The sequence below is a fragment of the Alkalispirochaeta americana genome (assembly GCF_900156105.1).
GTDB classification, from domain to species: domain Bacteria; phylum Spirochaetota; class Spirochaetia; order DSM-27196; family Alkalispirochaetaceae; genus Alkalispirochaeta; species Alkalispirochaeta americana.
Genome location: NZ_FTMS01000011.1, coordinates 23,103 through 48,457, shown reverse-complemented (window position 1 = coordinate 48,457; position 25,355 = coordinate 23,103). Strand labels below are relative to the sequence as shown.

The following is a 25,355-nucleotide window of genomic DNA, read 5'->3' as shown; positions in this document are numbered from 1 at the left end:
GGGTGAGCATGAAAATTAAATTTGGCGTCCTGGGGGGCGTAGTTCTGGCACTGATGCTGAGCGCCTGTGGACAGAAGGGGGCCGATGAAATACGAATCGGTGTTCCCGGAGCTCACAGCGGTGATCTTGCGTCGTACGGTCTTCCCACGGTAAACGCTGCAGAACTTGTGGCAGAGCAGGTAAACCAGGCCGGAGGCCTTTTGGGAAAGCAGATCAGGCTCTTTGTCGAAGATGATCAGTGTCAGCCCGAGGTCGCCACAAACATAGCTGCCAAACTGGTGGGTGACGGTGTCGTTGGCGTTCTGGGGCACATCTGCTCCGGCGCAACCCGGACGGCCCTGGGAATCTATACGGGCGAAGGAATCGTCGTCGTTTCTCCTTCGGCGACCAGCCCGCCTCTGACGCAGAGCGGGGAGTTTCCCACCTTTTTCCGCACCATTGCTCCCGACGATGCCCAAGGAGCGCTTCAGGCAGAGTTTGTGGCTGAAAAACTGGGGGCACGATCGGTGGCGATCCTTCACGACGGTGGCGACTATGGCCGCGGACTTGCTGATTTTGCCCGGGAATCTCTGACAGAGAACTACCCCGACGTGAAAATCGCTCTCTACGAGGGAATAACTGTCGGTGCTGTGGACTACTCGGCAATTATCAATCGCGTGGGAGCTTCCAACGTGGACGTCCTGATCTACGGTGGGTATCATCCCGAGGCATCCCGTCTGGTTTCGCAGATGCGCTCCCAGGGTATGGACTTGCCCTTTATCTCCGGTGACGGAATCCAGGATGAAACCTTCATCGATGTGGCAGGTGCCAACGCCGAGGGTGTCTATGCTACCGGCCCTCGCGATACCAGCGGAAATCCCGTTGCCCAGGCTGCCCGGCGCGCCCATCAGGAGAAGTACGGTGAAGAACCGGGCCCCTTCTTCATGAACGCCTATTCCGGCATGCTGGCGCTGGTGAATGCAATCGAGGTGGCGGGATCCACCGATTCTGCGGCGATCCAGGAAGCTCTGCGCACGAGCCCTGTCCAGACTCCCGTCGGGGAAATCACCTTCGACGAGCGAGGTGACGCGATCGGAATCGGTTTTGCCATCTACCAGGTGCAAAACGGCGTATACGTAGAGCTGCAGTAAAAAACGCAGCACCATGCAGGCGGGCCAGCGTTGTGCCCGCCTGTTCTGATTTTATGATAGGCGGAACCCATTCATGGCAATAGACTATTTTTTCCGGTTGTTTTTTAGCGGCCTCACCAGGGGAAGCATCTACGCGCTTCTCGCCCTCGGTTACACGATGGTCTACGGGATCATCAAGCTCATAAACTTTGCTCACGGCGAGATTTACATGATAGGTGCCTTTACGGCGCTGATCATGGCGACCGTTTTTTCCTTTACGGGAATGCCCACACTGGCGATCCTGATCCTTTCCAGTATCATCGCTATGGTCTATTCCTCGGCCTATGGCTTCACTATCGAGAAGCTTGCCTACAAGCCGTTGCGTCAGGCCCCGCGTCTGTCTGTTTTGATCAGCGCAATCGGCATGTCCCTGTTTTTGCAGAATTACGTGCTTCTGGCACAAACTTCAAACTTTCTTCCCTACCCGTCGCTCCTGCCCAACGTGACCGTTCCCCGATTTCTCCGGGGTATTGTAAACGGCCCGCAGTTGATCATTTTCGGGACCACGGCGGTAGTAATGGTAGCGCTCACGGTTCTGATCAAGTTTACCATGATCGGAAAATCCATGCGGGCCACCAGTCAGGACCGCACCATGGCAACCCTGGTAGGGATCAACGTGAACAAGGTGATCAGCTGGACCTTTATTATCGGTAGTTTCACCGCAGCCCTGGGGGGAATCCTGATAAGCTCCTACACGGGGCAGATCAACTTTTATGTGGGATTTATTGCAGGAATCAAGGCCTTTGTGGCGGCGGTTCTTGGAGGTATCGGCAGTATTCCCGGCGCAGTTCTGGGAAGTCTGGTTCTTGGCATGGCCGAGGCCTTTGCCGCCGGCTATATCTCCAGTGTCTACGAGGATGTCTTTGCCTTTGTTATCCTGGTGCTGATTCTGATCTTCAAACCTTCCGGACTGCTGGGAAAACCGGAAGTGCAAAAGGTGTGATCCATGACGGTGCAAGATATTAAAAAGACTGCCCTGGTGTCGCTGTGGTTTGTTTTTCTCACCTTCCCCATTATGGTTATCCGGGTAAACACTATTACCCAGACGGTAGTGTGGCGGTGGCACAATATGCTGTACATCGGGTTGGGAACCTTCTTCGGCGGGCTTCTGTGGCGTTTTGCCCTCTCCCGGCGAAGCCAGGGGGCAAAACAGAAGGTTAAAACCGATGATGAAACCCCTGATCTTGGGGAGGCTCTTGCGGCCGATGGTGGCTGGAAAGAAAAACTTCTCGTCCTGGCTCGGACGCCGGTTCTTCGCAAGGGAGCGATGGTGGCACTCCTGGTGGCGGCCCTCATCTTCCCTCTGGTGGGATCTCTCTACCAGACGAACATCATGATCTCGGCCCTGATTTACGTGATCCTCGCTTTGGGGCTGAATATCGTTATCGGCCTCGGGAATATGCTCCACCTGGGATACATCGCGTTTTTCGCCGTGGGTGCCTACACCTACGGGTTGCTCCACCACTATTTTGGTCTGGGATTCTGGTTCGCCCTTCCCTTGGGCGCCCTTTTCAGCATGGTTGCGGGGGTGCTCCTGGCACTTCCTGTTCTTCGCCTGCGGGGTGATTATCTGGCCATTGTTACCCTGGGATTCGCCGAGATCGTGCGAATCGTCCTGAACAATGCCCGGGAGCTCACGGGGGGGCCTGCCGGAATCAGCGGGATTGCGCGGCCTTCCTTCTTCGGTGTTACCATGAATCTCTCCCAGGTCTCGACCTACATCTACTACATCGTACTTGGTGCTGTGGTTCTTACGGTTTTTGTTGTCTGGCGCTTCGAGAACTCCCGCCTGGGCCGGGCTCTGGTAGCCATGGGGGAGGACGAAATAGCCGCAGAAGCCATGGGTATCGACATTGCCCGAACAAAGCTCACGGCCTTTGCCCTGGGCTCTCTCTGGGCAGGAGCTGCCGGTGTGATCTTTGCATCCCGGACAGCTTTTATAAACCCTGCAAGTTTCACCGTCTGGCAATCCATTATCGTCTTGTCCTGCGTGGTTTTGGGAGGGATGGGGTCCATTCCCGGCGTTATTATTGGCGCTCTGGGGCTGATTCTTATTCCTGAATACCTGAGGGCTTTTTCGGACTATCGGATGCTGATCTTTGGCGCGGTGCTTGTGGTGATGATGGTTTTTCGTCCCGGCGGGCTGATCCAGAAGAAACGCCGAGCTTATACCTTTCACGGGGAGGCCCAGGAATGAGCCGGATTCTCGAAGTAAAGAACATGACCATGGACTTCGGTGGTCTTCGTGCGGTGAACCGCGTGAACATCGGAATGCAACAGGGCGAGATCATCGCCCTGATTGGCCCCAACGGCGCGGGCAAGACCACCTTTTTCAATTGTGTCACCGGAGTCTACACCCCAACGGGCGGCGATGTAATGATCTGCCCCCCCCAGGGAGAGTTGCAATCGATAAAAGGGGCAAAACCCAGTCGCATTTCCGCCAAGGGCCTGGCCCGGACCTTCCAGAATATACGGCTCTTTCCTAACATGACCGTTCTGGAAAACGTGATGATCGGTCGCCACAATCGGCTCAAGACAGGAATCGTGGGGGCAATTTTCCGTCCCCCCGGAACAAAAGCGGAGGAGGAGCAGGTTCTTCACGACAGCTACGAGATTCTAAAAAAACTGAATCTTGGGCAGTATGCCAATGATTTGGCCCGAAACCTTCCGTACGGTGCCCAGCGGCGTCTGGAGATTGCCCGGGCTCTGGCAACGGAGCCTTTTCTGCTCCTGCTGGACGAACCTGCGGCGGGAATGAATCCGCAGGAGACCAAAACGCTGGAGTCGCTGATACTGAAGATACGCGACACCGAGAAGGTTTCAATCTTTCTGATCGAGCATGATATGAGCTTGGTCATGTCCCTGTCGGAGCGGATCTATGTGATGGACTACGGAAAAATGATAGCCACGGGAACGCCCGAGGAAGTTCGCAATGATCCCGCAGTAATCAAGGCCTACCTGGGGGAGGACGTCAGTGCTTGAGCTCCGAAACATCAGCACCTACTATGGAAACATTCAGGCTCTCAAGGGGATAGACCTCGTCATAGACCGGGGAGAGATTATCACGCTCATCGGCGCAAACGGAGCTGGTAAATCGACAACGCTCATGTCAATCTCCGGCGTTGTTCCTCCCCGGGAGGGGGAGCTGGTCTTCGAGGGGCAATCCCTCCTGGGGGTTGATCCCGATCGTATTGTGGGGAGGGGTATATCCCAGGTCCCCGAAGGACGGCGCATTTTTCCCCACCTCACGGTGCGGGAGAACATCGATATGGGCGCTCTGCTCCGGCGCGACCGGGATGGAATAAAGCGTGATCTTGAGTACGTCTATTCGCTCTTCCCTATTCTCGCCGAGCGGCGAGGGCAGGCCGGGGGGACCCTCTCGGGAGGTGAGCAGCAAATGCTGGCGATTTCCCGGGCGATCATGGCTCGTCCAAAACTGCTGTTGCTGGATGAACCGAGTCTGGGGCTGGCCCCGCTGATCGTACAACAGATTTTTGAGATCATTAGCCAGATAAACAGCGAAAACGGAACGACGATCTTCCTGGTGGAGCAAAACGCCAACCAGGCGCTTAAAGTCGCGCACCGGGGCTATGTAATGGAAAACGGTCGGATAACGCTGTCTGATACAGCCGCGAACTTGCTGGAAAATCCCGAGGTGAAAGCCGCCTATCTCGGCGTTTAGCGAGTATAATAGAGCCAGACCGGTTTTCGATGATGCTCATGAGGGGGCTTGCCCTCGTGGGCGGGTGATATACCAAGGGAAGAAAGGGCGTCAAATGCTGGTAAAGAACATCATGAGTCGCAATTTGTTTGTGGCCCATCCAAAGACAACCGTCACGGATGCGCAGGAGACGATGCGCCGGGAGAATATTCACCACCTTCCGGTGATCGACGACCATACAAAAAAGCTGGTGGGAATTGTGAGTGAGAAGGATCTCCTCTACGCGTCTCCATCGCCGGCCTCAACGCTGGATGTCTACGAGATGACTCGCCTCCTCTCGAAGCTCTCCGTGGGGAGTGTGATGGCCAAGAAAGTTGTCTCGGCCCATCCCCAGGATCTGGTGGAAGATGCAGCCCGAAAAATGGTGGACCATGATATCGGTTGTCTTCCTATTGTGGACGAAGATAATTATCCCGTGGGAATCATCACCGAGTCCGATATGTTCCGCCTCTTCATTGATCTCTTTGGCACGCGTGAAAAAGGGCTGCGAGCCACCTTGCGGATCCCCGAGGAGCCGGGAGAGCTGGCAAAGCTTGGAAGCGACGTGTCCGATCATAACGGCAATATTGTCTCTATTGGCACCTGGCCCGGGGAGCGACCCACCGATGCCCTCTGCATCATGAAGGTCACCGGCATGACCCGCGAACAGTTCCTCTCTTCCGTGGAAAAACATATTCTCGAGGTAATTGATATCCGGGAAGTGTAATTTTTGATTTATTTTGCTGATATCCCTCAGCAAAGTTGCCCGTATCTGTTATACTGAAGGACAGATATGAGAAATTTTCTAACCCACTTCTTGGGCCACAAGGTCGGCGCTGTTCGTGTTGTTCCCTTGGGGCTCAAGATCGTGGCAGTATTCGTGATTTTTCTCCTGATCTCCAACTTCACCACGAACTATCTCAATCTTATCCTCAACAGGGGAGAGCAGATACGGCTCCTGAACCAGCTTCTGGTAAAAGATCTCAAGGAGCTCCATGTCTTTGCCAACAACCAGCGGGAAATATTTCTTTTCAACCCCGACGAAGAGGCTGCCGTTACCAGCATGGCCGCTGCAGCGCAGCGTAACCACAGGGGCGAGCGGTCGCTGAGTCTCGGTGTTGATCCCCGGGGAGATATTTTTTTTCTGGCTGGCACCGCCACAAAAGACGGTTCCTTTCCGGACCGCAGGGCCCTGAATGAGATGGCCTCAGCCCTTGAAAACGGAGTTGAGGAAGGAACCCTGCGGTTCCGCTACGGGGATTTCAGCTACTTCGGCGTCTACAAGTACAACCAGGCCTGGGGATTTTTCCAGATCCGGGCGGAGGAGCTTTCCGAGTTTTACGCTGACTCCGCGGAAATTTTCCGCAATGTCTCAGGGATTATTCTTTTCGTAACGATGATCTTCGCCGTTATCGGAATTCTCATAATCCGGCATATCCTGCGTTTTGTGCGGGTCATCACGGACAACATCATGAAGATGCACGAAGATCAGGCGCTCTCGCTCATGGAGCTGGAGGGAGCGCCCAACGACGATGTGACCTACCTGGGAATGGCGTTCAACTCTCTCTCCAACACCATCGACAACCTCATGACAATCTTCAAGAAGTTCGTTGCCCGGGATGTGGCGGCCAAGGCTTACGAGGAACGAGAAATTCGTCTGGAAGGGGTAAAGCGGGATCTGACGATCCTCTTCACCGATATCAAGAACTTCACCTTCATGACCGAGGCCCTGGGGACTGACATCATCAAGCTCCTGAACATCCACTACGATCAGGCAATTCACCATATTCATGAGGCGGGTGGCGATATCGGTTCCATCATTGGCGACGCCTTGCTCGCTGTTTTTGGCACGGTTGAGGCTGACTCTACTCCGAAAAGTGTCCAGGCCCTGCAGGCTGCCTTTGCGGTAAACCGGGTGGCCGCATCGTTGCGGCGGGAGATGCGGAAGCGGCGTGATCAGATCATGGAGGAGCGGGGTTTTCTCACGGAAGAGGAGCAGTACGTCTACCGGGCGGTGCTTCTGGATGTGGGCGTCGGTCTCGACGGAGGAATGGTATTCTACGGAAACATCGGCAGCTACGAGCGTATGGTGAATACCGTTATCGGGGACAATGTGAACAGCGCTGCCCGTCTGGAGGGGCTTACCCGGTTCTACAAGGTTCCTCTCGTTTGTTCGGAGTACGTGAAGGATGAAGTTGAGGCCTTCACCGATCAGTACGCCTTTGTAGAACTTGATCTTGTCCAGGTGAAGGGAAAGACCCAGGGCAAGAAGATCTTCTGGCCCCTGGAGGCAACATCTCTGGACGAGGAATTTCGCCGGGGAATCGCTCATTTTTCCGAAGCTCTGAATCTTTACTATCAGGGGGCATGGCCGGAGGCTTTTTCCCTCTTCCAGGCCTCGTCGCTTCCCGTGGCAAACATTTTCAAGGAACGCATCCATGGTCGAGAGGCCCCGGAAGGGTGGGATGGAATATGGACAATGACAGAGAAGTAGAAAAGGTCCATTCACAGTCGCAAATCCTGGCCAGGAGCAAGGAGCGGTTTCTCCAGGATATCATGAGGGAGTTCCGCCAGGGTCAGGACCGGTATGACCTTGAGGCGGAATTTGCCAAGACAAAAAAAAACCGGAGCCTCATCATTCCCTTGTCTATTCTGTTGCTGGTGGTGGTTTTTTCTGTGGTAGTCATCATGGTTACCCGCTTCATAGAGGAATCGAGCCTGGCTATTGCCATGGATATCGATGATTTTGCCGATGTGAACCTGAGAGATCTCCTGGACGAAGCTCAACGCTTGCAAAACCGCTACGATATCACGATCAGAGAACGAAATCGCTTGACCAATGAACGGGATGGACAGGTGCGTTCCCTTGAACGGAGTCTTGAGCGGGAGCTCTCGCTTCTGGGTGACTCGGGGTTGGCCCCCCGGGAACGGACGCTTCAGGCGGCAAGGCTTCGACAGGAAACTGAGCAGCAGATTATGCTGGTTCAGGAAGAGTTCGTCCGGGCCGATCGCCTTCTGGCAGAGGAAATGGAAGAGCTGGAGGCTGCGATTGCGCAGTATGACAGCCGCCAGCTGGAGCGGGCCCGGGAACAGGAAGAGGTTCTGAATAATCAGCAACGGCTTTTCGAGATGGAGATGCAGCAGCTCCGCGATCGCTATGAAGGGGAGATTGATCAACTCCTCGCCGGTCACCGCCATGAGCTAGAGGCCCTTGAAGCTCATCAGAGGGAGGTCGTGGCTGCCCTGCGGGCACGGAATCGCGAGAATGAAGCGTTCCTGCGGAACCGCTTTGACCCGGACCTCTCTCGTGACCCCGTGGCACCTCTTCTGGATGCCCCCCTGGATGCTCCCGAAGCATGGGCCGAGCCCGGTGAGTACCGAACTGTCCTGGCCGAGACCGATATTGCTGATCGTCGTGACTACAACGACTTTGTTTCCCGCCATGAGGAGCTTCGGAAACTGCTTGGACGCCTCCGGCAGATTCCCTACGAGAACTCTCTTTCTCCCGCCCTGGCTCAGCTTGAGGTTCGGCTTCAGCACCTGGTGAGCGGTTACGAAATGGTCTGGCGGGGTCTGGGGGATCTGGTAGAAGAGAGAGGTGATGCGCTCCAGCGGAAAGCCGATACTCTGAAAGCTCGGGAGGAAGCCCTGGAGCGGTTCCATTACGCCCTGGACGAGTTGAGTCTGATTCAGGGAGAGAGTGGCTACATCCTCGATCCCAGAGATCCTGAAGCAATACACGTCTATGTTCACCCCCTGGTTGCGCTCCCGCAAGAGGCGCTGGGATATGTCTTCCGCCGTGATGATGAGCTGGTGGGGCGGGTTCAGTTCTACGAAGAAGATGGTCAGGTTTGGGCCCGGAGCGAGGATGAGGGGTTGCGCGCCTTTGATCGCATTCTGATTGATCTTCAGGGGGGGGAATAGTATGAGTGGTGGCAAAGCGTTTTATCGGACCAGGTTGCTCATCCAGGTTGCTCTGGTCTTTGTCCTTCAGGTTCTCCTGCTGGATCACGTAGCTGCGCAGGATACCGTTCCTCTCCAGAGAGAGCTCGAGGATCAAGGGTACACCGTCATCTCCTTTCAACAGGAGGGGCCTCGTGTTGTGGGAGAGCTCCGGCACCACCAGAACTTCTCTGTTTCAATTTCTTCCACCACGGGGCTGGGTCCTGAAGAGATCGGCCGCTTCCTTCAACTGCACGAGTTTCTTGCTGCCTTGCCAGGGTTGCAAATTGGAAGGGTGCGTCTCTCCGTAGAAGGTCGGCGTATTACCGCGGGGGTTGTTCCTCGTGAATATCTCCTTCAGGGGGTTGATTATCGCCCCTATCTTCCGGGGGGGATGCGATTTGTCTTTGAGGATTCCTGGTCCTATGATTTTCGGCTTATGGTAGAGAACTTTTCTCTCCGTATCCACGGGCAGTTTTTGACGCCCCGGCAGCTCTCTGAACGGGTGGTGGGGGCTGTGGAAAACCCTGCCGGATATATCAGGAGTTCCGATCCCTACTACCTGGCGCAGCGTCTTGAGCAGCAGCAGCGGGATATGGAGGCCCTTGAGGAGGCTCTCAGGGTGGCTCTGCGGGAGCAAACCCGACTGATGAAGGACCAGCGGCTGGCTCAGGAAAGTGCTCTGGCCGAGCGTGCGGAGGATCTCTCCCGGGTATTTCGGGAAAACTTTGAACAGGTATCGGAGGAGCTGGATATGGTCCGGCGGGGTGTGGTATTTCTGGAGGGGCGCTCGTTTTTCGGATCCCTCCGTGAGATTTCGCCCCGTGCGCTCTCGGCGACACTTGAGCTCCTGCAGGAGGAGCCCTCGCTTGATCCCGATCAGGTGCGGGACAGGGTCAATCAGAAGCTCCCCGAAGGCGATCCTCCCCTTCACCGGCGCCATGTCGAGGCAGTCCTTGCGGTCTATCGGGGAGAGCTTCCCGGGAGGTAGACAATCACCGCTCCTTTGGTGTATATATCGGAAAACGTGGTATGTATATGACCCGTGTGAGCGTTCCTGCTCCTCTCGTCCAGCGGGTTCAGAAGGAAAAACCAACCTGTTATATCTGTCGTTGTAAGTCAAAGGAGTATAACAGGGAGTACTATAAGGAAGAGTAACGCATGAATGAAACAGTGAGAAAGATGCGCAACATAGGCATCAGTGCCCACATTGATAGTGGAAAAACCACGCTGTCCGAGCGCATTCTGTTTTTTTGCCAGAAGATTCACGCCCTTCACGAAGTTCGGGGAAAAGATGGGGTCGGGGCAACCATGGACTCCATGGAGCTCGAGCGCGAACGGGGAATCACCATCCAGTCCGCTGCTACCAACGTAACCTGGAAAGATCACCCGATCAATTTGATCGATACTCCAGGTCACGTGGACTTCACCATCGAGGTAGAGCGGGCTTTGCGGGTTCTGGATGGGGCTATCCTCATTCTTGATTCCGTGGCAGGAGTTCAGTCCCAGTCGATCACCGTTGACCGGCAGCTGAAACGCTACAGTGTTCCCCGGCTGGCTTTTGTAAACAAGTGTGACCGAACCGGTGCAGATCCTCTCAAGGTTTGTGGCCAGTTACGGGAAAAACTCGGATTGAATGCCGTGATGGCCCAGTTGCCGATCGGTCTTGAAGACAAGCACCAGGGGGTGATTGATCTGGTCAAGATGCAGGCGATTTATTTTGATGGCGACCACGGTGAAGTGCCCCGTTACGAGGCAATCCCGGATGATCTCCTTGCCCAGGCCGAGGAGTACCGTGAGGGTCTCCTTGATGCGGTCTCCATGTTCGATGAGGAGCTTATGGAAGCTGCTCTGGAAGGAACTGCCACGGAAGAGCAGATTAATGCTGCGATTCGTCAGGGGGTCTTGTCCAACGAACTGTGTCCCGTGTTTGTGGGGAGTGCCTACAAGAACAAGGGAGTCCAGGCTCTGCTGGATGCAGTCCTCGCCTATCTTCCCTCTCCCCCGGATATTACAAACCGGGCCCTCGATCTGGACAACAATGAGGAAGAGTTTGTCACCCAGTCTGACAGCACCTTGCCCACCATCTCCCTGGCTTTCAAGCTGGAGGATGGTCAGTACGGACAGCTCACCTATATTCGAATCTACCAGGGGATGGTAAAGAAGGGCTCCGAGCTCTACAACGTTCGAACCAGGAAAAAGTTCAAGGTGGGTCGGTTGATCCGGATGCACGCTGATCATATGGATGACATTTCCGAGGCCTCGGCCGGAGATATTGTTGCCCTCTTCGGGATCGATTGTGCCTCGGGAGACACCTTTTGCGATCCCAGCCTGAACGTCTCCATGACCTCCATGTACGTGCCCGAGCCTGTTATTTCGCTCTCGCTGAAGCCGAAGGACAAGGCCTCTTCCGACCGGATGGGCAAGGCCCTGGGCCGGTTCATCAAGGAGGATCCTACCTTCCGCAGCTACGTCGATGAAGAGAGCAACGAAACGATCATCCAGGGAATGGGAGAACTCCATCTGGAGGTCTACGTTGAACGGATGAAGCGGGAGTACAAGGCCGACGTTGAGACGGGTATGCCCCAGGTTGCCTACCGCGAGACGATCTCTGCCCGAGCCGATTTTGACTACACTCACAAGAAACAGACCGGTGGTTCGGGGCAGTACGGCCGTGTTGCCGGCTACATTGAGCCGCACCCTGAGGAACAACATTACGAGTTCATCAACAAGATCAAGGGTGGCGTGATCCCCAATGAATATATTCCCTCCGTTGACAAGGGTTTTCGGGTTGCCATGGAGCGGGGAACCTACATCGGGTATCCGGTAGTAAACATCCTGGGCTTGATCAACGATGGAGCTACCCATGCGGTGGACTCCTCGGACCAGGCCTTTCAGACGGCAGGGCTTGGAGCGTTTCGTTCCGCCTACGAGAAGGCAAAGCCGATCGCTCTGGAGCCGATCATGAGAGTTACCGTGGAAGGTCCCACGGAGTTCCAGGGAAATATCTTTGCTACCTTGAATCAGCGACGTGGCATGATCATCGCCTCCAATGAGGATGGTATGTTCAGCGTGGTCGAGGCAGAAGTCCCCCTGGCAGAAATGTTTGGTTTCTCCACCATTTTGCGATCCCTCACGCAGGGAAAGGCAGAGTACACAATGGAATTTGCCAAATACGGAAAAGTACCGCAAAGTATAGCTGAAGAGTTGCGTGAACGGTACTTGAAGGCCAAGCGTGACGGGAATAAGTAGAAAGGAGACAGCGGGATGGTCAAGGAAGAACTCATAAGGCGTAGTCCCCTGCGGTTGCTGGAGCGCTCCATCCATGGTGGATTAAAGGATGGAGAAATTGGGGTTTTTGCCGCCCGAAAGGGAACCGGAAAGACGGCATGTCTTGTCCATATTGCGACGGATCAGTTGCTTCAGGACCGGCATGTGATCCATGTCTCGTTTGCAGGGCGAACCGATCATATAGTGAGCTGGTACGAGGATATCTTTGGTGAGATCGCCAAACGCCGGGATCTGGAACATGCCATGGACGTTCATGATTCGGCGATCCGAAACCGCATGATCATGAACTTCAGTCAGGAAGGCATCACGGTTCACCAGTTCCTTCGAAGCATTCGTGCCTTGATAGACGATGGACAGTTTCGTGCTGATGTGCTTGTGGTGGATGGCTACGATTTTTCCAAGGGAGATCCCGAAACGCTGCGAGCCTTGAGGGATTTTGCCAAAGAGAACGGGCTGGCCGTCTGGTTCAGTGCATCGGTTCATCGTGATGACAAGCGGGTTGATGAGCGGGGTGTGCCGATGGCGCTCTCTCCCTTCGTTGATTCGATCGACGTGCTCATTACGCTCACCCCCGAGAAAGATCATGTGGGGTTGCGGTTGTTGAAAGACCACGGTGATTACAGTGCCGAGGATCTTCATCTGGAGCTGGATAGCAGAACTCTCCTGATTCGCGAGGATAAGTAAGAGTTCGGTTCTTTTTCTATCGTGACCGGGTGACCCCCGCCCGGTCACAGTATTCCCTCACCGGACAGAGACTGCACCGGGGTGACTGGGGTGTGCAGATGCTTCGTCCAAATCCTACAAGCCACTGATTCAGGGGTATCCAGAACCGTTCCGGAAGGATTTTCTGCAGTGCCCGCTCGGTGTCGTCGGGATTCTTTTCTGTTACCCATCCCATCCTGTTGGAGATGCGGTGGACGTGAATATCCACACAAATCGCCGGAATCCCGAACCCAAGGGCTCTGACCAGATTGGCTGTCTTTCTGCCTACCCCGGGAAGCTGAAGCAACTCCTGCTCCGACGACGGGACACGGCCGTCGTGGGTGTGAGCGATAAGGCGTGCTATCTCCTTGATCTGTCTGCTTTTTGTCCGGTAGAACCCGGCCGGGTAGATATGCTTCTCCAGTTGTTCCAGGGAGAGCCTTTGTATCTCGTCAGGGGTGGCTGCCGTGGAAAACAGCCTTTCTGCCACCGGGAAGGTTACTTCATCGCGGGTGCGAAGGCTGATAACCGTTGCAAGCAACACCCGGAAGGGATCGGGAGGGTCTGTCCAGCTCGCTACGGCGTTTACACTGGCCTCGTAGCGACGGACCTCGTCGCACCCTGCGATGAGTCCCAGGAGCGGTTCCCAGGGCACCGGCTCTCGGGACGGTTGCTGGTGACAGGAACCAGAGGTGCTATTCGTCGTCGTCGAGGATATCGCCGGAATCCTTCTCGTGGTCATCGGCGAGATCCTCGTCCGGAAGGACGTCTGCCGAGGCCTTGCTGCCTCCCGGGGCGTACTCTTCAAGCTTGCGGAAAACAAGCTCTTCCACTTCAGCCGGTGCGATATCAAGAGAGAAGGAAACCTCGTCCACGAAAAGCTGTAGAGCGCTGTCGTAGAGCTTGCGTTCCATGATTGGCAGCTCCTTGACCTTTTTCCGCTGGTAGAGGGTTCGTACTACCGAGGCGATATCGTGTACCGACCCTTGTTTCAGAAGATCCAGGTTCATCTGGTACCGCATTTTCCAGTCTGCCGGGATGGGTTCAAACTCCTCGGAGAACATGGCCAGGGCTTTCTCTGATTCTTCGCGGGGAACGATCGCCCGGATGCCCAGTTGCTCTGCCCGGTCCACGGGGACCTTGACGGTCATGTCCGAGACAGGAATATAGATGACGTAATAGAGTACGTCCTTTCCCTTAAAAGAAATCTCCAGGATCTCCTGAATTGTGCCCACACCTTGAATTGGATAAACAACGTGCTGGCCGACTGCGAAGGTTGTTTCCTTCCCGTTGGTTTTGGCGCTCATGAGGTCAGAAGTATACTGAATTTTCCTCTTCTGGTCAAAGACCTGCAGAAAGCAGGGGGATGCCGGGCACAGAGAGGATCAGGGAAACCGAATCAGCCCCGGCAGGGGTTGACGTTCCGCGAAGGAAAGATGCTTGAAAGGATGAATATCCAGAGGATTTGGATACCACCCCTCCAGGGCATCCCGATCGATCAGGTTTATCGCCGGGGAATGGCTTACGGGAAGGACGGTCCCCGTCTGGAGCAGGATTTTCTCTGCCTGAGCCATGGTCTTGTAACGCTCTGCTCCGGTCTGTGACAGCGATTCATCGATGAGTTGATCGAAGCGGGGGTCGGAAAAACGGGCGTCGTTCAGGCTGCTGCTGCTGATCCACATCTTGAGAAAGGTGAGGGGATCCGCGAAGTCACCGATCCAGCTGATCATTCCCACTGTGTAGGTCTGTTCCCGGAGGGCCTCAAAATAATCGGGATAGGGGGTATATGCCAGAGACACTGTCGTATCAAGGGCCTCTTCCCAGGCGTTCTTCATGAGTTCTGCCACTCGGGTCGATTCAGGACCCCGGGGGATGTGGAGGGTTATCTCGGGAAGGGTTTCTCCCCGGGGGTGACCCGCCTCTGCCAGGAGGGTCATTGCTTCATCATGGTCGGGGGCGGAGATGCCTTCCTGAAACGGATAGTGCGGGATTGCCGGCACCAGGCGGGATGATGGCATGAAGTGGATCGATGGATCCCTGATACGCTCCCAGGGCAGCAACAGGGCCAGAGCCCTGCGTACCGAGGGGTTTGAAAAGGGCGGCGTGTCGGCCCGGAGAAAGTAGTAGGTTGTGGCAAAGAGCGGATTAACGACTATCGAGGGCTGATCCGCCACGTTGGCCAGAGACATCCCGCTGGATACCCAATCAATCTTGCCGTCGTTGAATCGGGATGTTACCTCTTCTGGCGGGTCATCGGTGAAGATGAGCCGAAGGCGGGGGATTGCCACCCGGGACGCCTCCCAGTAATGGCTGTTTCGTTCCAGACGCATCTCCTCGGGGGTCCGGCTGATAATGCGGTAGGGACCGTTCCCCAGAGCTTCCTCGGGGGCTGGCTCATGGAGATAGCGAACCTGGGGATGGAGGGGCGTGAAGGCATGATGAGCCAGGACCCGGACGAAATGGGGTGCCCGGGAGTGGAGATGGACCTCCAGGGTCCGGGCGTCCCGAGCGTAGATTCCCACCGATTCAGGGTCCGGTTCGTCGGCCTGGCGATACTCGCGAACCCCGGCGATCACGTCAAAGAGAAAGCTGTAGGCCCGGTCCTGCGAGGGATCGATCATGGCAAGCCAGGTGTCCCGGAAGTGGCTGGCTTTCACGGGGTCGCCGTTCCAGTAGCGGGCCTCTTCCCGGAGGTGAAAGGTGTAGATTGTGCCGTCTTCGCTGATCTCCCAGCGTTCGGCTACAGCCGGAATCGGCTCCAGCGTGCGGGGGTGGTATCCTGTCAGGCCCTCGTAGAGAGCAGTATAGACCTGAGCCTCCGTGGCGGTGTAACTGTTAAGGGGGTTCAGTCTGATCGAGGTAGCTGCAAAGGCGGCAACGAACTCTCTGTCGCGGGAAACATGCTGTCTGGAGAGAGCTCCCTGGGGTGCAGAGAGGAGAAGGGCCATGGCCAGAAAAAAAACCGGGAGATTCCGCTGTCCTGTGCTGTGTCGCATACCCTTGTAATTATTCATACCTGGCCCGGACAGGCAAGACCTTATTCCCGGAGTGTGCTGTTCCTGGGGGTGGGGGTATAGCCAAAGATGTTGGGCAGGTCGGGAATCAGGGGGGCTACGGTTTGGTAAAGTTTCTCCAGCTTTGGTTCAAGTTCCAGGTATCGAGCTTCTCCCCGATGACTGCTGATCGTCTCGAGGCCCCGGGCCAGCAGAGAGAGTTGCCGCGGGTTCCTGCCGCCCACGACAGCGGCATCCGACCGGGGTGATGAGCCTCCCAAAAGCCACCGGATCGCCACCGCCCCCGGGAGGAGGTCCTGATCGCGGCAGGCCTCGATGAGAGACGTGTTGAAGCGGTGAAGGGCCTCCCAGAGGGGAGGGCGAAAAAAGGGTGTTGTCTGACGGTGGTCCCGGGTGTCCCAGGTGGGGGTCCGGGGAAAGGAGCGTGCCAGCAAACCCTGGGCAAGGGGGCTGTAGGCCACGCGAGGGCAGCGAAGGTGGGGCCAGAGGGTCTGTTCGGGTTTTCGCCAGAGGAGATTGTATCCTTCCTGAACCAGATCGGGGGGCGTGTGCTCGAGAAGAAGGCGGTATTCCCGGTCTGTGATGTTGCAGACTCCCACGGACCTGATCAGGCCGTTGTCGGCAAGGCGCCGCAGCTCTTCCAGAGCTGCCGGGAGGCTCATCCCCTCTCGGGGCCAGTGGATGTAGAAAATATCCAGGTAGTCAGTTCCCAGGCGGCGAAGAGAACGCTCCAGGTGTTTTCTCAGGGCCGGGGCCTCCCTGATAACGCTTTTGCTGGAGATGTGGAGGGCCTCCCGCCGGGTCCGGAGGATATCCCGGAAGGCCTGACCCAGAAGTTGCTCGGCTCGGCCTGCTCCGTAGGATTCGGCGGTATCGAAATGGCGGAACCCCAGATCCCAGGCGTGGCGGAGCAAGTCCTTGGCGGGTCTCGCCGGAAACTCGCCCCAGTCGGTTTCTCCCAGGGCCCAGGTCCCGAAGGCCAGGGGAAAGCCGGCGGGGCCGAAAAAATCCGGTAGCTTCATAGATGGCGGTATCTTGCCGGAACGGAGAGAGAGATTCAAGATCGCGGGAGAAGCGGGAGAAGCGGAAGAGCGGGAGACCCAGAGCCGTGAGGACACCGACGCCGGCGTGGCGGTTCCCGGGACGTAAAGTCCTGCAGCGGGCTGGCGGGATGCGCTCCGGCGGTGTAAACTGCAGGAGTTATGGAATCGTTGATAACCCCAACTCACGTGTATCCCCCGGGGTACGGTCACAGTCCCCTTTCCTCCGATTATCGCCCCTGGGAAGCGGATATTCCGTTTCTGGATGCCTGGAGGCGGGTTCGTGCATACACCATGGTGGACCAGGCACGGCTTTTTGAGCTCTGGGAGCTGACGGGGCAGCTCTCTCCCGATATTTCGGGGGCAGTCCTCGAGGTAGGGGCCTGGCGGGGCGGTAGCGCCGGTCTCATGGGGTTGAGGTTGCTTCAAAGGGGGGATTCCCGACCCCTGGTGGTGGCCGATACCTTCTGCGGTGTTGCCAAGGCAGGAGAGGAGGATCCCTATTATCGCGGGGGCGAACACGGTGATACGTCTCTTGACAGGGTCAGTGCTTTTTTGCATGATCTTGGTCTGCCCGATTGTACGGTGCTTGCCGGAGTTTTTCCGGAGGAAACGGCACACCGCGTACCCTCTGCGGACATCGCCTTTTGCCATATCGATGTTGATGTCTACCAGTCCGCACAGGATGTCTTTGAATGGGCCTGGCCGCGTATGCCCCCAGGAGGGATCGTCGTCTTCGATGACTACGGATTTCTGGGGTGCGAAGGGGTGACCCGATACGTTCACTCCTTGCGAGACCGCTCCGATGGAGTGGTTCTGGCCAATCTCAATGGACACGCGGTGGTCGTCAAAACGAGATGAAAGGCGACAGATTCCATGACAAATCGATTTCTCACGCTGTACCTCATGGTATTGCTCTTGGGGTGCAGCTCCACGGGTGCTCCCGAGGAACGTGACCCTGCCCGGGAAGCGCCGCGCTTCCGCTTTTTCTGGCAGAGCGATCCTGTTCAGCAGGAGCTTCCTTCTTCCTTCGCTACGGTCCACAATCTGCTTGAAAGCGAGCGTCCCATGCTCGCCCTCTACCGGGAAGATCTGACCCACCAGGCGGTGACTGACTTTTTTGTTCATCTCACGGGTGATCCTGCCACGGCCCTGCCAATGCTCTATTATGCAGAGAAGGCAGATCTTTCGCTCTCGCTGATTTTTTCCCTGGTCTGGGTAGAGAGCCGCTTTTCTCCGGTGGCGGTGAACGAGAATGCCACCTCCATAGACAGGGGGCTGTTTCAGCTGAATTCGCTAACCTTCCGGCATCTCTCGGAGGAGGATTTTTTCGATATTCCCGTGAATACCTGGCACGGAATTGACTTTCTGCTCTGGTGCCTCTCCCATACGGACTCGGAGTACCAGGCGGTGGCGGTCTATAACGCAGGACTCACCCGGGTGCGGGCCGGCAGAACTCCGGCATCCACCCTGGTCTACGTGGAGCGTATCCGGGAGTACCGTCGGTCTCTGGAAAAACGGTTTCGCCAGTATATCCTGAACGAGTTCCCCTTCGATGCCGCCTGATGGTAAACTGCTCCCACTATGGTTGTGGTACTGGAAAAAGGGGTTACCCCCCGTGAAAAAGAGGCGGTTCGGGCGTTCCTCACAGACCGGGGGTTTCAGGTCCGGGAAGTTGCCGGCGAGGAAGAAACAATTCTGGGTGCAGTGGGCAGCGGCCAGGTAGACCACCGTGAGGTGGAGATGCAGCCCGGCGTTGCCCGGGTCGTGCCGATCACAAAGCCCTATAAGCTTGCCTCCCGGGAGTTCAAGAAGGCTGACTCTGTCTTTTCCGTGGGGCCTGTCAAGATCGGGGGAAACCGGCTGGTGGTTATCGCCGGTCCCTGCGCGGTAGAGAGTCGTGAGCAGATCCTGGAGTGCGCCGATATTGTGGCTTCTGCAGGGGGAGTTATGCTCCGGGGAGGGGCGTTCAAACCGCGCACATCGCCCTATTCTTTCCAGGGCCTCGGTGAGGAGGGGCTCCGCTACATGAAAGAGGCCGGCGAGCGCTACGGCATGCCCGTAATTACAGAGATCGTTGCGCCTCATCAGGTTGAGATCATGCGAGACTACGTGGATGTCTTTCAGATCGGAGCCCGGAATATGCAGAACTTCGAGCTCCTGAAAGTTCTGGGAGCCGAGGGGCGGCCGGTGATGCTCAAGCGGGGCCTTTCTGCAACCATTGAGGAATGGCTTATGGCTGCGGAGTACCTCCTTGCCCATGGCGCCGAAGATATCATCCTGTGTGAACGGGGCATCCGGACTTTCGAGACCTATACCCGCAACAGTCTGGATATTTCATCCATCCCGGTGGTAAAGAAACTTAGCCATCTACCCGTTTTTGTTGATCCCAGTCACGCCACGGGGCTTCGGGATCAGGTCATTCCCGTGGGGCTTGCGGGAATTGTTGCCGGTGCAGACGGATTGATCGTGGAAGTTCATCCCGATCCGCCCCGAGCTGCTTCGGACGGTCCCCAGACGCTCTACCCCGAGCAGTTCGAGAAGCTCCTTCGGGATATTGAGGTGCTTTCCCCGGTGGTGGAACGGGAGGTCGCTCGCCTTCCCCGGAAAACCGCGAAGCCTGTACCGGGCTCTGAAGCCGGGCAGAAGGCGGTCCAGGAGGGGCCTCAGGCTGTGGGGTTCCAGGGCGCCAAGGGAGCCTTCAGCGAGGCGGCGCTCCTGCGCCATTTTTCCGATGTGCCCCAGGGGGTCGAGCCACGGAGTTTTCCCAATTTTCGGGATGTCTTCGAGGCGGTCCTCTCAGGTGAGGTGCAATGTGGTATTGTTCCCCTGGAAAACTCCCTCATGGGTTCAATTCATCAGAACTATGATCTCCTCTTGCAGTATCCCGACGTAACAATTGTGGGAGAGACCCAGATCAGGATCGAGCACAGCCTGATCGGCACCCCCGATTCTTCGATCGAGACGATCAAGGAGGTGATTTCCCAGGGGCCGGGGATCGAGCAGTGCCGGGATTTTCTTGATGCCCACCCCGACTGGACGATAACACCCTTCTTTGACACAGCCGGGTCTGTAGCGCATTTGCGGGATAGCGGTGATTCCTCCGTGGCGGCCATTGCAAATGCCCGCACCGCCGATGTCTATGGCATGAAGGTTCTGCGCCAGGGAATCGAGAGCAATCCCCGGAACTATACCCGCTTCGCGATTCTTGTCCGGGAGGACCAGGCAGAGGCTGTGGCGGGCGCCAATATGGCGACTATTGTTTTCTCTACTCCCGATAAACCGGGGGCGCTCTACCAGTGCATGAAGATCCTGGCGCAACGGAAACTCAACCTGAAGAAGCTGGAGTCCCGCCCGCTTCTGGGGCAACCCTGGCGGTACATGTTTTACGCCGACATCGAACTCACGGGTGATGAGGCGCATTTCGACCAGGCCATGAAAGAGCTTGACGGCGAGACCCACGATTTGCGTCTTCTTGGGACCTTCCGGGAAGCCCGGGGATACACCCGCTCCTGAGAGATTCGGGATATCTCCTGTGTCGCCAGGGAACCCGGGGGCAGGTCAGCCCCGGGGTTGCCAGGTTGACCCTGATCAGACCTGGTCGGGGGAGATCCCCAGTCGTCTGAGCTGTTGTTGTTCCTCGTATTTGGCAACGTACTCGTGGGTTTTCTTCCGGGCCCGCTGGAGTGTTTCTTTTAGCGAGACCAGCTCTGCGCTGATTCCCCGCAGGCGTTTCCGCTGTTCCCGATCCAGGGACGCGCGGAGAAAGGTATCGAGAGATTCGCAACGTCGGAGCACAACTTGCATTTCCTGCATATCACGGGTTGCGAACTGGAGCAGTTCCTCTTCGTTGCTCTCGATCAGGCGGTTCCAGGCGTTGCCCGAGCGGGCCAGAAATCCGTTGTAGACGCGGGCGCGTCGAGAGAGGGTGTTCACAAAGTCCTCGAAACGGATGTCTTCTGATTTTCTGGTCTGGCTTTGTTCGTCCAGGTAGTCCACGGTGTAAATATGGACAGCTTCGTCCTTTCCTCTCAGCCGGTCCCAGACCTGATGGAGGAACTCCTTGATCCCCAGCTTCTTGCTCTGAAGGATAAGGGCGTTATCGGTGAGCTTTTGGGCCATTGATTCAAGGGGGCTGCTTCCCCCGGCCAGGGCACGAATAGCCTCCAGGAGAGTATCTTTCAGGTCGGGGGCCTGTTGCTTCCGGGTTTCCTTCTGCTCCTGTTTTACCTGGAGACTTGCCAGCAGGGCCTCCCTCGTGGCAGGGCCGGCGTCGGGGCTGTTCTCGGTGAGCACCTCCTGGACGAGTTCCTGCACGAAGGGGGTTTTGCCCATTTTCCGTTGCCAGGCGATCCTGATCTGCTTCACCGCCTGGTCGGGCGAGGCGATGCTTTCCGCTATCCGGGCCGAGGGGAGGACCTCCCGGCGCAACTCAAGTTTGTAGTTTTCCCGCTGATACGCCGTGAGCTGGCGCAAAATGGTGAGGGCTTTGCGGCAGGACTGGGCAAGGTTGTCCTGAGCGTCGGCGACGATATTTGCCGAAAGCTGATCTCCTCCCCGTTTCAGCTTTGCCGCGTTTTCTCCCAGTCCTCGCGTGGTGGGTTGCGTGGCGGTCTCGCTCAGGCTCTCCCATTTTATGTACCGGGTAAAACGAACCAGTGATTTCAGGCGGCGAAGGTCAATATACTCCAGGGAGAACTCGTAGTAATCGGTGAGAAAGATGAGCCGTGCCAGGTACTGATCTGATCGTGCCGCCAGTTCCCGGTCCCGGTCGCTTTCCAGAAAGGGTTGATCCGAAGGGACGTCAAGCTCGGAGATCCGTTCCTCGTAGTTGTAGGGGTCGGGCTTGATGAGGCCCTTTTTTTTGAAGGCCGTATGAATGGCTTCGAAGTTTATTCGCATCTGCTGGTAGCATTGCTTGAGCTCCGGCAGAAGCGCTTCTTCAAGCTCCCTTCGACGGAGTTCCAGGAGTTCTGCCAAGGTGGTTTCAAACTGGTCCAGCTGGGTCATGAGGCCAATCATACGGGAAGTTCCCCTCCTCGACAAGCGATAGTGCTCCCGGGATTGTACCTTCAGGATGGAGGATGTGAAGATGAAGGTACCATCGGGAGGCTCTCCGCAGTGGCAGTGCTTGCTGATACTGGCTGGATTTTTCCTGGCGGGATGCAGCGATTTCCTGGAGAGAGGTGTCCTTCTTCAGCTGCCTGATCTTCCCGCACACTACGAATCCGGGGAGGTCCTGTGGCGAATTTCCTGGTGGGACGGAAGAAGGGTTCGGAAGAAGGAGGTGGCTGTTTCTTCGGGAAATAGATCTTCCCGCCTGGTTCTTCCTCTTTCAAAGGGGGGCGCGCTTCTTCCCGTGGTGACAGTGACCCCGGTTTTGGGGCCGGGCCAGGGGGTGGAGCTAGCTCCCTTTGGAGGGTGGCTTCTGCCGGGAGATGCCCGGGTTCTGCCGGATAGACACTGCGGTGAGATATCCCTGGTGCTTTTGGGTCTGGCCAGGGAAGGTCTTGATCCGGCTTTGGTAAACGTGGAGCGGCTGGAGGGGCTGGTTCGGGAGCGCCTTCCCCGATATCCGCGCCGTCTCGACAGGGTTCGCCTGGCTGCCGCCCTGGCGGAGCAGCGCATGCACAGCCATCATGTGGCAAAGAGGTGGGCTCCGATGTACCAGATTCGTCTTCCCTGGGAGTCTCCGGAGACGGAATGGGCCGCCAGACCCTGGATAACCGACGATCCGGCCGAACCTCCCCTGGTGCCGGCCCCGGCTGGCGTGTACGAGTTATTCTCTCTGGGGGTGCTTCCCGGCGAGGTGAGGCACCTTTGGAGGGCTGGCAGTACGGAGGGGAGGGGGACAGAACTTCTGGTGGTGCACAGAACGCCCGAGGGCCATGGGTTTCATCGCCTGGTGGAGCTCTCTCCCGGCGGGGAGAGAGCTCGGAAGGGGCCGTGAGGCCCCCCCCCGAAGATCTGTAGGGCGGGGTGATCAGCGCACGACGAAGTTGACCAGCTTATCGGGCACTACGATGACCTTGACCATCTCTTTTCCTTCGATAAACTCCTGGATTCGGGCGTTTTGGGCTGCCGAGGTCTGGAGCGTGGCTTTATCGGTTCCCGCCGGCACCTCCATGCGGGCCCGAACTTTGCCGTTTACCTGAAGGACCACGGTGATTTGCTCGTCCTGGGTGAGGGCCTCGTCGTATTGGGGCCAGGGAGCCAGCGAGGCCGGTGCGGGGTTCCCGATCATTTCCCACAGTTCTTCGGCCAGGTGCGGCGCGTAAGGAGAGAGGAGGCGAATGAAGGGGTCCCAAACTGCCCGGGGAAGGGTGTCTCCCTTGTAGAGTTCGTTTACCAGGATCATCATTTGACTGATGGCGGTGTTCATGGCCAGCTCATCCGTGTCGTGGGTGACTTTCCGGATTGTTTTGTGGAGCAGGCGCAACAGGGTTTCGTCGGGGGCCTCCTCCGTGACGGGTCGCTCCGTGAGGCGCCAGACCCGGTCCAGGAAGCGGTATACTCCCACCAGTCCCTGGGTGGACCAGGGTTTTTCCTGCCGAAGCGGCCCCATGAACATCTCGTAGATGCGCATGCTGTCGGCTCCGTAGCGGGCTACCACGTCGTCGGGGTTGATCACGTTGCCCAGACTCTTGGACATCTTGACGCCACCCTCGCCCAGGATCATTCCCTGGTTCACCAGACGGGCGAAGGGTTCGTCGCAGGTGACGATCCCCAGATCGTAGAGCACCTTGTGCCAGAACCGGGCATAGAGCAGGTGAAGAACAGCGTGCTCAGCGCCCCCCACGTAGAGGTCTACGGGGAGCCAGTATTCCATTTTCTCGGGATCTGCCAGGGCGTTCTGGTTGCGGGGGTCGATATAGCGGAGGTAATACCAGCAACTGCCTGCCCACTGGGGCATGGTGTTGGTCTCACGGCGCCCGGGGCGGCCGCTTCCGTCGGGACACTCGCAGTTTACCCAGCTTTCCACCGCCGCCAGGGGGCTCTCGCCTGTTCCTGTGGGGGTGTATTTCTCCACTTCCGGCAGGGTCAGGGGAAGTTGATCGTAGGGAACAGGGTAGTACTCGCCCTCGCACTCCACCAGGGGGATTGGTTCGCCCCAATACCGCTGGCGGCTGAAGATCCAGTCACGCAGTTTGTAGTTTACCGTCTTTTTTCCGATTCCCTGTTCTTCCAGCCAGGAGGTGATCCGGGCCTTGGCATCCTCTGTGGGGAGGCCGTCGAAGGCTCCGCTGTTCACGGAAAAGCCCGGCTCAGGCCGGGGTGCTTCCAGAAGTTCCTCGGGATCTTCCTGGAGCGATCGGGCTACAACCTTGCGGATGGGCAGCTCGAACTGGGTCGCGAAGGCCCAGTCCCGCTCGTCGTGACCGGGGACGGCCATGATCGCGCCGGTGCCGTAGCTGATCAGGATATAGTCGGATATCCAGATGGGGATTTGTTCCTGATTCACGGGGTTTATGGCGAAGGCACCGGTGAAGACACCGGTTTTTTCCCGGCTCAGCTCGGACCGTTCAAGATCGCTTTTCAGGCGCGCTGCTGTTATGTAGGTTTGAACCTGGTCGGCCTGTTCGGGAATGGTGATTTGCGGTACCAGGGGGTGTTCCGGAGCAAGGACCATGTAGGTGGCTCCAAAGAGCGTATCAGGCCGGGTGGTGTAGACTTCGATATCGGGAAGATCTCCTCCGGCGGGGACCGTGTCGGGTGCCAGGGCGAAGCGGACGTTTGCACCTTCGGAGCGGCCGATCCAGTTTCGCTGCATCGCCTTGATCGATTCCGGCCAGTCCAGCGCATCCAGCCCTTCCAGGAGTCGATCGGCGTACTCCGTTATTCGAAGCATCCATTGTCGCAGAGGCCTTCGTTCAACGGGATGGTTGCCCCGCTCGCTCCGGGGGCCGTCGGGGGTGGTCAGGACCTCTTCGTTGGCCAGAACTGTTCCCAGCTCCTCGCAGTACCACATGGGGATTTCTGCTACGTAGGCCAGCCCTTTCTCCCAGAGCTTGAGAAAGATCCACTGGGTCCAGTGGTAGTAATCTTCCTTGTGGGTTGATACTTCCCGGTCCCAGTCGTAGGAGAAACCCAGGTTCTTTATCTGTTCCCGGAAGCGGTCGATGTTCTCTTCGGTTGTTTTTCGGGGGTGCGTTCCTGTCTGGATCGCGTAATTTTCAGCGGGCAGACCAAAGCTGTCAAACCCCATGGGATGGAGAACGTTGAAGCCCCGCATGCGCAGGAACCGGCAGTAGATATCGGTTGCGGTGTACCCCTCGGGGTGACCCACATGCAGACCTGCCGCAGAAGGGTAGGGAAACATGTCCAGCACGTACCGGCGCCGTTCCTTGGGAACCGAGGGATCTTCCTCGGTCCGGAAGGTCCGATTCTCCTCCCAATAACGCTGCCACTTTTTCTCGATCTCGGAGAAGGGGTATTTCTTCATGCCGGCATGGTACCCAAAGCTTCACAGGCCAGTCAATCGTGACCTATACTTGAA

21 protein-coding genes are annotated in these 25,355 nt (G+C 57.1%); 15 read left to right on the top strand and 6 right to left on the bottom strand.

The features are described from left to right. Positions 1-8: 8 nt before the first annotated feature. The 11 genes from BW950_RS09230 to BW950_RS09180 all read left to right on the top strand — a co-directional run bounded on the left by BW950_RS09230 (position 9) and on the right by BW950_RS09180 (position 12,786). Positions 9-1,130: a branched-chain amino acid ABC transporter substrate-binding protein gene (locus tag BW950_RS09230; protein ID WP_094336512.1), complete on the top strand. Its 1,122-nt coding sequence runs from the start codon at positions 9-11 to the stop codon at positions 1,128-1,130. A gap of 73 nt (positions 1,131-1,203) precedes the next feature. Beyond that, the gene (locus BW950_RS09225) at positions 1,204-2,112 is read left to right on the top strand and encodes a branched-chain amino acid ABC transporter permease (RefSeq protein ID WP_076489014.1); all 909 of its coding nucleotides are present in this window, start codon (positions 1,204-1,206) and stop codon (positions 2,110-2,112) included. Positions 2,113-2,115: 3 nt separating this feature from the next. After that, on the top strand, positions 2,116-3,366 hold the full coding sequence (locus BW950_RS09220) for an ABC transporter permease subunit (RefSeq protein WP_076489013.1): 1,251 nt from the start codon (positions 2,116-2,118) through the stop codon (positions 3,364-3,366). Then, entirely contained in the window at positions 3,363-4,151 is a 789-nt protein-coding gene (locus BW950_RS09215) for an ABC transporter ATP-binding protein (RefSeq protein ID WP_076489012.1), read from the top strand. The genes BW950_RS09220 and BW950_RS09215 overlap by 4 nt, the downstream gene beginning before the upstream one ends. After that, positions 4,144-4,851, top strand: coding sequence for an ABC transporter ATP-binding protein (locus BW950_RS09210; protein WP_076489011.1), 708 nt, complete (start codon positions 4,144-4,146; stop codon positions 4,849-4,851). The genes BW950_RS09215 and BW950_RS09210 overlap by 8 nt, the downstream gene beginning before the upstream one ends. A gap of 94 nt (positions 4,852-4,945) precedes the next feature. Next, positions 4,946-5,596, top strand: a complete 651-nt coding sequence (locus tag BW950_RS09205) for a CBS and ACT domain-containing protein (RefSeq protein WP_076489010.1) — start codon at positions 4,946-4,948, stop codon at positions 5,594-5,596. Positions 5,597-5,662: 66 nt separating this feature from the next. Beyond that, positions 5,663-7,363, top strand: coding sequence for an adenylate/guanylate cyclase domain-containing protein (locus BW950_RS09200; protein ID WP_076489009.1), 1,701 nt, complete (start codon positions 5,663-5,665; stop codon positions 7,361-7,363). After that, complete coding sequence (locus BW950_RS09195; RefSeq protein WP_076489008.1) at positions 7,342-8,793, top strand: hypothetical protein; 1,452 nt, start codon at positions 7,342-7,344, stop codon at positions 8,791-8,793. The genes BW950_RS09200 and BW950_RS09195 overlap by 22 nt, the downstream gene beginning before the upstream one ends. 1 nt (position 8,794) lies before the next feature. Then, a complete protein-coding gene (locus tag BW950_RS09190; RefSeq protein ID WP_076489007.1) occupies positions 8,795-9,802 on the top strand; it encodes a hypothetical protein in 1,008 nt (335 codons plus the stop codon). Between the two features lie 170 nt (positions 9,803-9,972). Beyond that, positions 9,973-12,063: an elongation factor G gene (gene fusA, locus BW950_RS09185; RefSeq protein ID WP_076489006.1), complete on the top strand. Its 2,091-nt coding sequence runs from the start codon at positions 9,973-9,975 to the stop codon at positions 12,061-12,063. A gap of 15 nt (positions 12,064-12,078) precedes the next feature. Next, on the top strand, positions 12,079-12,786 hold the full coding sequence (locus tag BW950_RS09180) for an AAA family ATPase (protein ID WP_076489005.1): 708 nt from the start codon (positions 12,079-12,081) through the stop codon (positions 12,784-12,786). Positions 12,787-12,802: 16 nt separating this feature from the next. On the opposite strand, the gene BW950_RS09175 is transcribed toward BW950_RS09180, so the two are convergent. From BW950_RS09175 to BW950_RS09160, 4 genes are all read right to left on the bottom strand, one after another. Beyond that, positions 12,803-13,459: an endonuclease III domain-containing protein gene (locus tag BW950_RS09175; protein ID WP_076489004.1), complete on the bottom strand. Its 657-nt coding sequence runs from the start codon at positions 13,457-13,459 to the stop codon at positions 12,803-12,805. Positions 13,460-13,499: 40 nt separating this feature from the next. Next, the gene (locus BW950_RS09170) at positions 13,500-14,111 is read right to left on the bottom strand and encodes a CarD family transcriptional regulator (protein WP_076489003.1); all 612 of its coding nucleotides are present in this window, start codon (positions 14,109-14,111) and stop codon (positions 13,500-13,502) included. Between the two features lie 78 nt (positions 14,112-14,189). Beyond that, complete coding sequence (locus BW950_RS09165) at positions 14,190-15,800, bottom strand: peptide ABC transporter substrate-binding protein (RefSeq protein ID WP_159438770.1); 1,611 nt, start codon at positions 15,798-15,800, stop codon at positions 14,190-14,192. A 41-nt stretch (positions 15,801-15,841) separates the two neighbouring features. After that, complete coding sequence (locus BW950_RS09160) at positions 15,842-16,840, bottom strand: aldo/keto reductase (RefSeq protein ID WP_076489002.1); 999 nt, start codon at positions 16,838-16,840, stop codon at positions 15,842-15,844. 180 nt (positions 16,841-17,020) lie between these two features. Here BW950_RS09160 and BW950_RS09155 point away from each other — a divergent pair, with 180 nt between their 5' ends. From BW950_RS09155 to aroF, 3 genes are read left to right on the top strand one after another with little or no spacing between them, the layout of a single operon-like run. Further along, the gene (locus tag BW950_RS09155) at positions 17,021-17,719 is read left to right on the top strand and encodes a TylF/MycF/NovP-related O-methyltransferase (protein WP_083943892.1); all 699 of its coding nucleotides are present in this window, start codon (positions 17,021-17,023) and stop codon (positions 17,717-17,719) included. Positions 17,720-17,734: 15 nt separating this feature from the next. Beyond that, the gene (locus BW950_RS09150) at positions 17,735-18,424 is read left to right on the top strand and encodes a lytic transglycosylase domain-containing protein (protein ID WP_076489000.1); all 690 of its coding nucleotides are present in this window, start codon (positions 17,735-17,737) and stop codon (positions 18,422-18,424) included. Between the two features lie 18 nt (positions 18,425-18,442). Then, positions 18,443-20,374 (top strand): 3-deoxy-7-phosphoheptulonate synthase, encoded by a 1,932-nt coding sequence (gene aroF, locus BW950_RS09145; protein ID WP_076488999.1) that lies wholly within the window; start codon positions 18,443-18,445, stop codon positions 20,372-20,374. A 75-nt stretch (positions 20,375-20,449) separates the two neighbouring features. On the opposite strand, the gene BW950_RS09140 is transcribed toward aroF, so the two are convergent. Then, positions 20,450-21,880, bottom strand: a complete 1,431-nt coding sequence (locus tag BW950_RS09140) for a TP0584 family protein (protein ID WP_076488998.1) — start codon at positions 21,878-21,880, stop codon at positions 20,450-20,452. 70 nt (positions 21,881-21,950) lie between these two features. Between BW950_RS09140 and BW950_RS09135 the strand changes: the two genes are divergently transcribed. Continuing rightward, positions 21,951-22,808, top strand: coding sequence for a hypothetical protein (locus BW950_RS09135; RefSeq protein ID WP_143559189.1), 858 nt, complete (start codon positions 21,951-21,953; stop codon positions 22,806-22,808). 33 nt (positions 22,809-22,841) lie between these two features. Here BW950_RS09135 and leuS read toward each other — a convergent pair whose 3' ends face one another. Then, on the bottom strand, positions 22,842-25,301 hold the full coding sequence (leuS, locus tag BW950_RS09130) for a leucine--tRNA ligase (RefSeq protein ID WP_076488996.1): 2,460 nt from the start codon (positions 25,299-25,301) through the stop codon (positions 22,842-22,844). Between the last annotated feature and the right edge of the window lie 54 nt (positions 25,302-25,355).

Coding starts and splice junctions, on each gene's coding strand:
- BW950_RS09230 (WP_094336512.1), top strand. CDS start 9: ATGAAAATTAAATTTGGCGTCCTGGGGGGCGTAGTTCTGGCACTGATG.
- BW950_RS09225 (WP_076489014.1), top strand. CDS start 1,204: ATGGCAATAGACTATTTTTTCCGGTTGTTTTTTAGCGGCCTCACCAGG.
- BW950_RS09220 (WP_076489013.1), top strand. CDS start 2,116: ATGACGGTGCAAGATATTAAAAAGACTGCCCTGGTGTCGCTGTGGTTT.
- BW950_RS09215 (WP_076489012.1), top strand. CDS start 3,363: ATGAGCCGGATTCTCGAAGTAAAGAACATGACCATGGACTTCGGTGGT.
- BW950_RS09205 (WP_076489010.1), top strand. CDS start 4,946: ATGCTGGTAAAGAACATCATGAGTCGCAATTTGTTTGTGGCCCATCCA.
- BW950_RS09200 (WP_076489009.1), top strand. CDS start 5,663: ATGAGAAATTTTCTAACCCACTTCTTGGGCCACAAGGTCGGCGCTGTT.
- BW950_RS09195 (WP_076489008.1), top strand. CDS start 7,342: ATGGACAATGACAGAGAAGTAGAAAAGGTCCATTCACAGTCGCAAATC.
- BW950_RS09190 (WP_076489007.1), top strand. CDS start 8,795: ATGAGTGGTGGCAAAGCGTTTTATCGGACCAGGTTGCTCATCCAGGTT.
- fusA (WP_076489006.1), top strand. CDS start 9,973: ATGAATGAAACAGTGAGAAAGATGCGCAACATAGGCATCAGTGCCCAC.
- BW950_RS09180 (WP_076489005.1), top strand. CDS start 12,079: ATGGTCAAGGAAGAACTCATAAGGCGTAGTCCCCTGCGGTTGCTGGAG.
- BW950_RS09170 (WP_076489003.1), bottom strand. CDS start 14,111: ATGAGCGCCAAAACCAACGGGAAGGAAACAACCTTCGCAGTCGGCCAG.
- BW950_RS09165 (WP_159438770.1), bottom strand. CDS start 15,800: ATGCGACACAGCACAGGACAGCGGAATCTCCCGGTTTTTTTTCTGGCC.
- BW950_RS09160 (WP_076489002.1), bottom strand. CDS start 16,840: ATGAAGCTACCGGATTTTTTCGGCCCCGCCGGCTTTCCCCTGGCCTTC.
- BW950_RS09155 (WP_083943892.1), top strand. CDS start 17,021: ATGGAATCGTTGATAACCCCAACTCACGTGTATCCCCCGGGGTACGGT.
- BW950_RS09150 (WP_076489000.1), top strand. CDS start 17,735: ATGACAAATCGATTTCTCACGCTGTACCTCATGGTATTGCTCTTGGGG.
- aroF (WP_076488999.1), top strand. CDS start 18,443: ATGGTTGTGGTACTGGAAAAAGGGGTTACCCCCCGTGAAAAAGAGGCG.
- BW950_RS09140 (WP_076488998.1), bottom strand. CDS start 21,880: ATGATTGGCCTCATGACCCAGCTGGACCAGTTTGAAACCACCTTGGCA.
- BW950_RS09135 (WP_143559189.1), top strand. CDS start 21,951: ATGAAGGTACCATCGGGAGGCTCTCCGCAGTGGCAGTGCTTGCTGATA.
- leuS (WP_076488996.1), bottom strand. CDS start 25,301: ATGAAGAAATACCCCTTCTCCGAGATCGAGAAAAAGTGGCAGCGTTAT.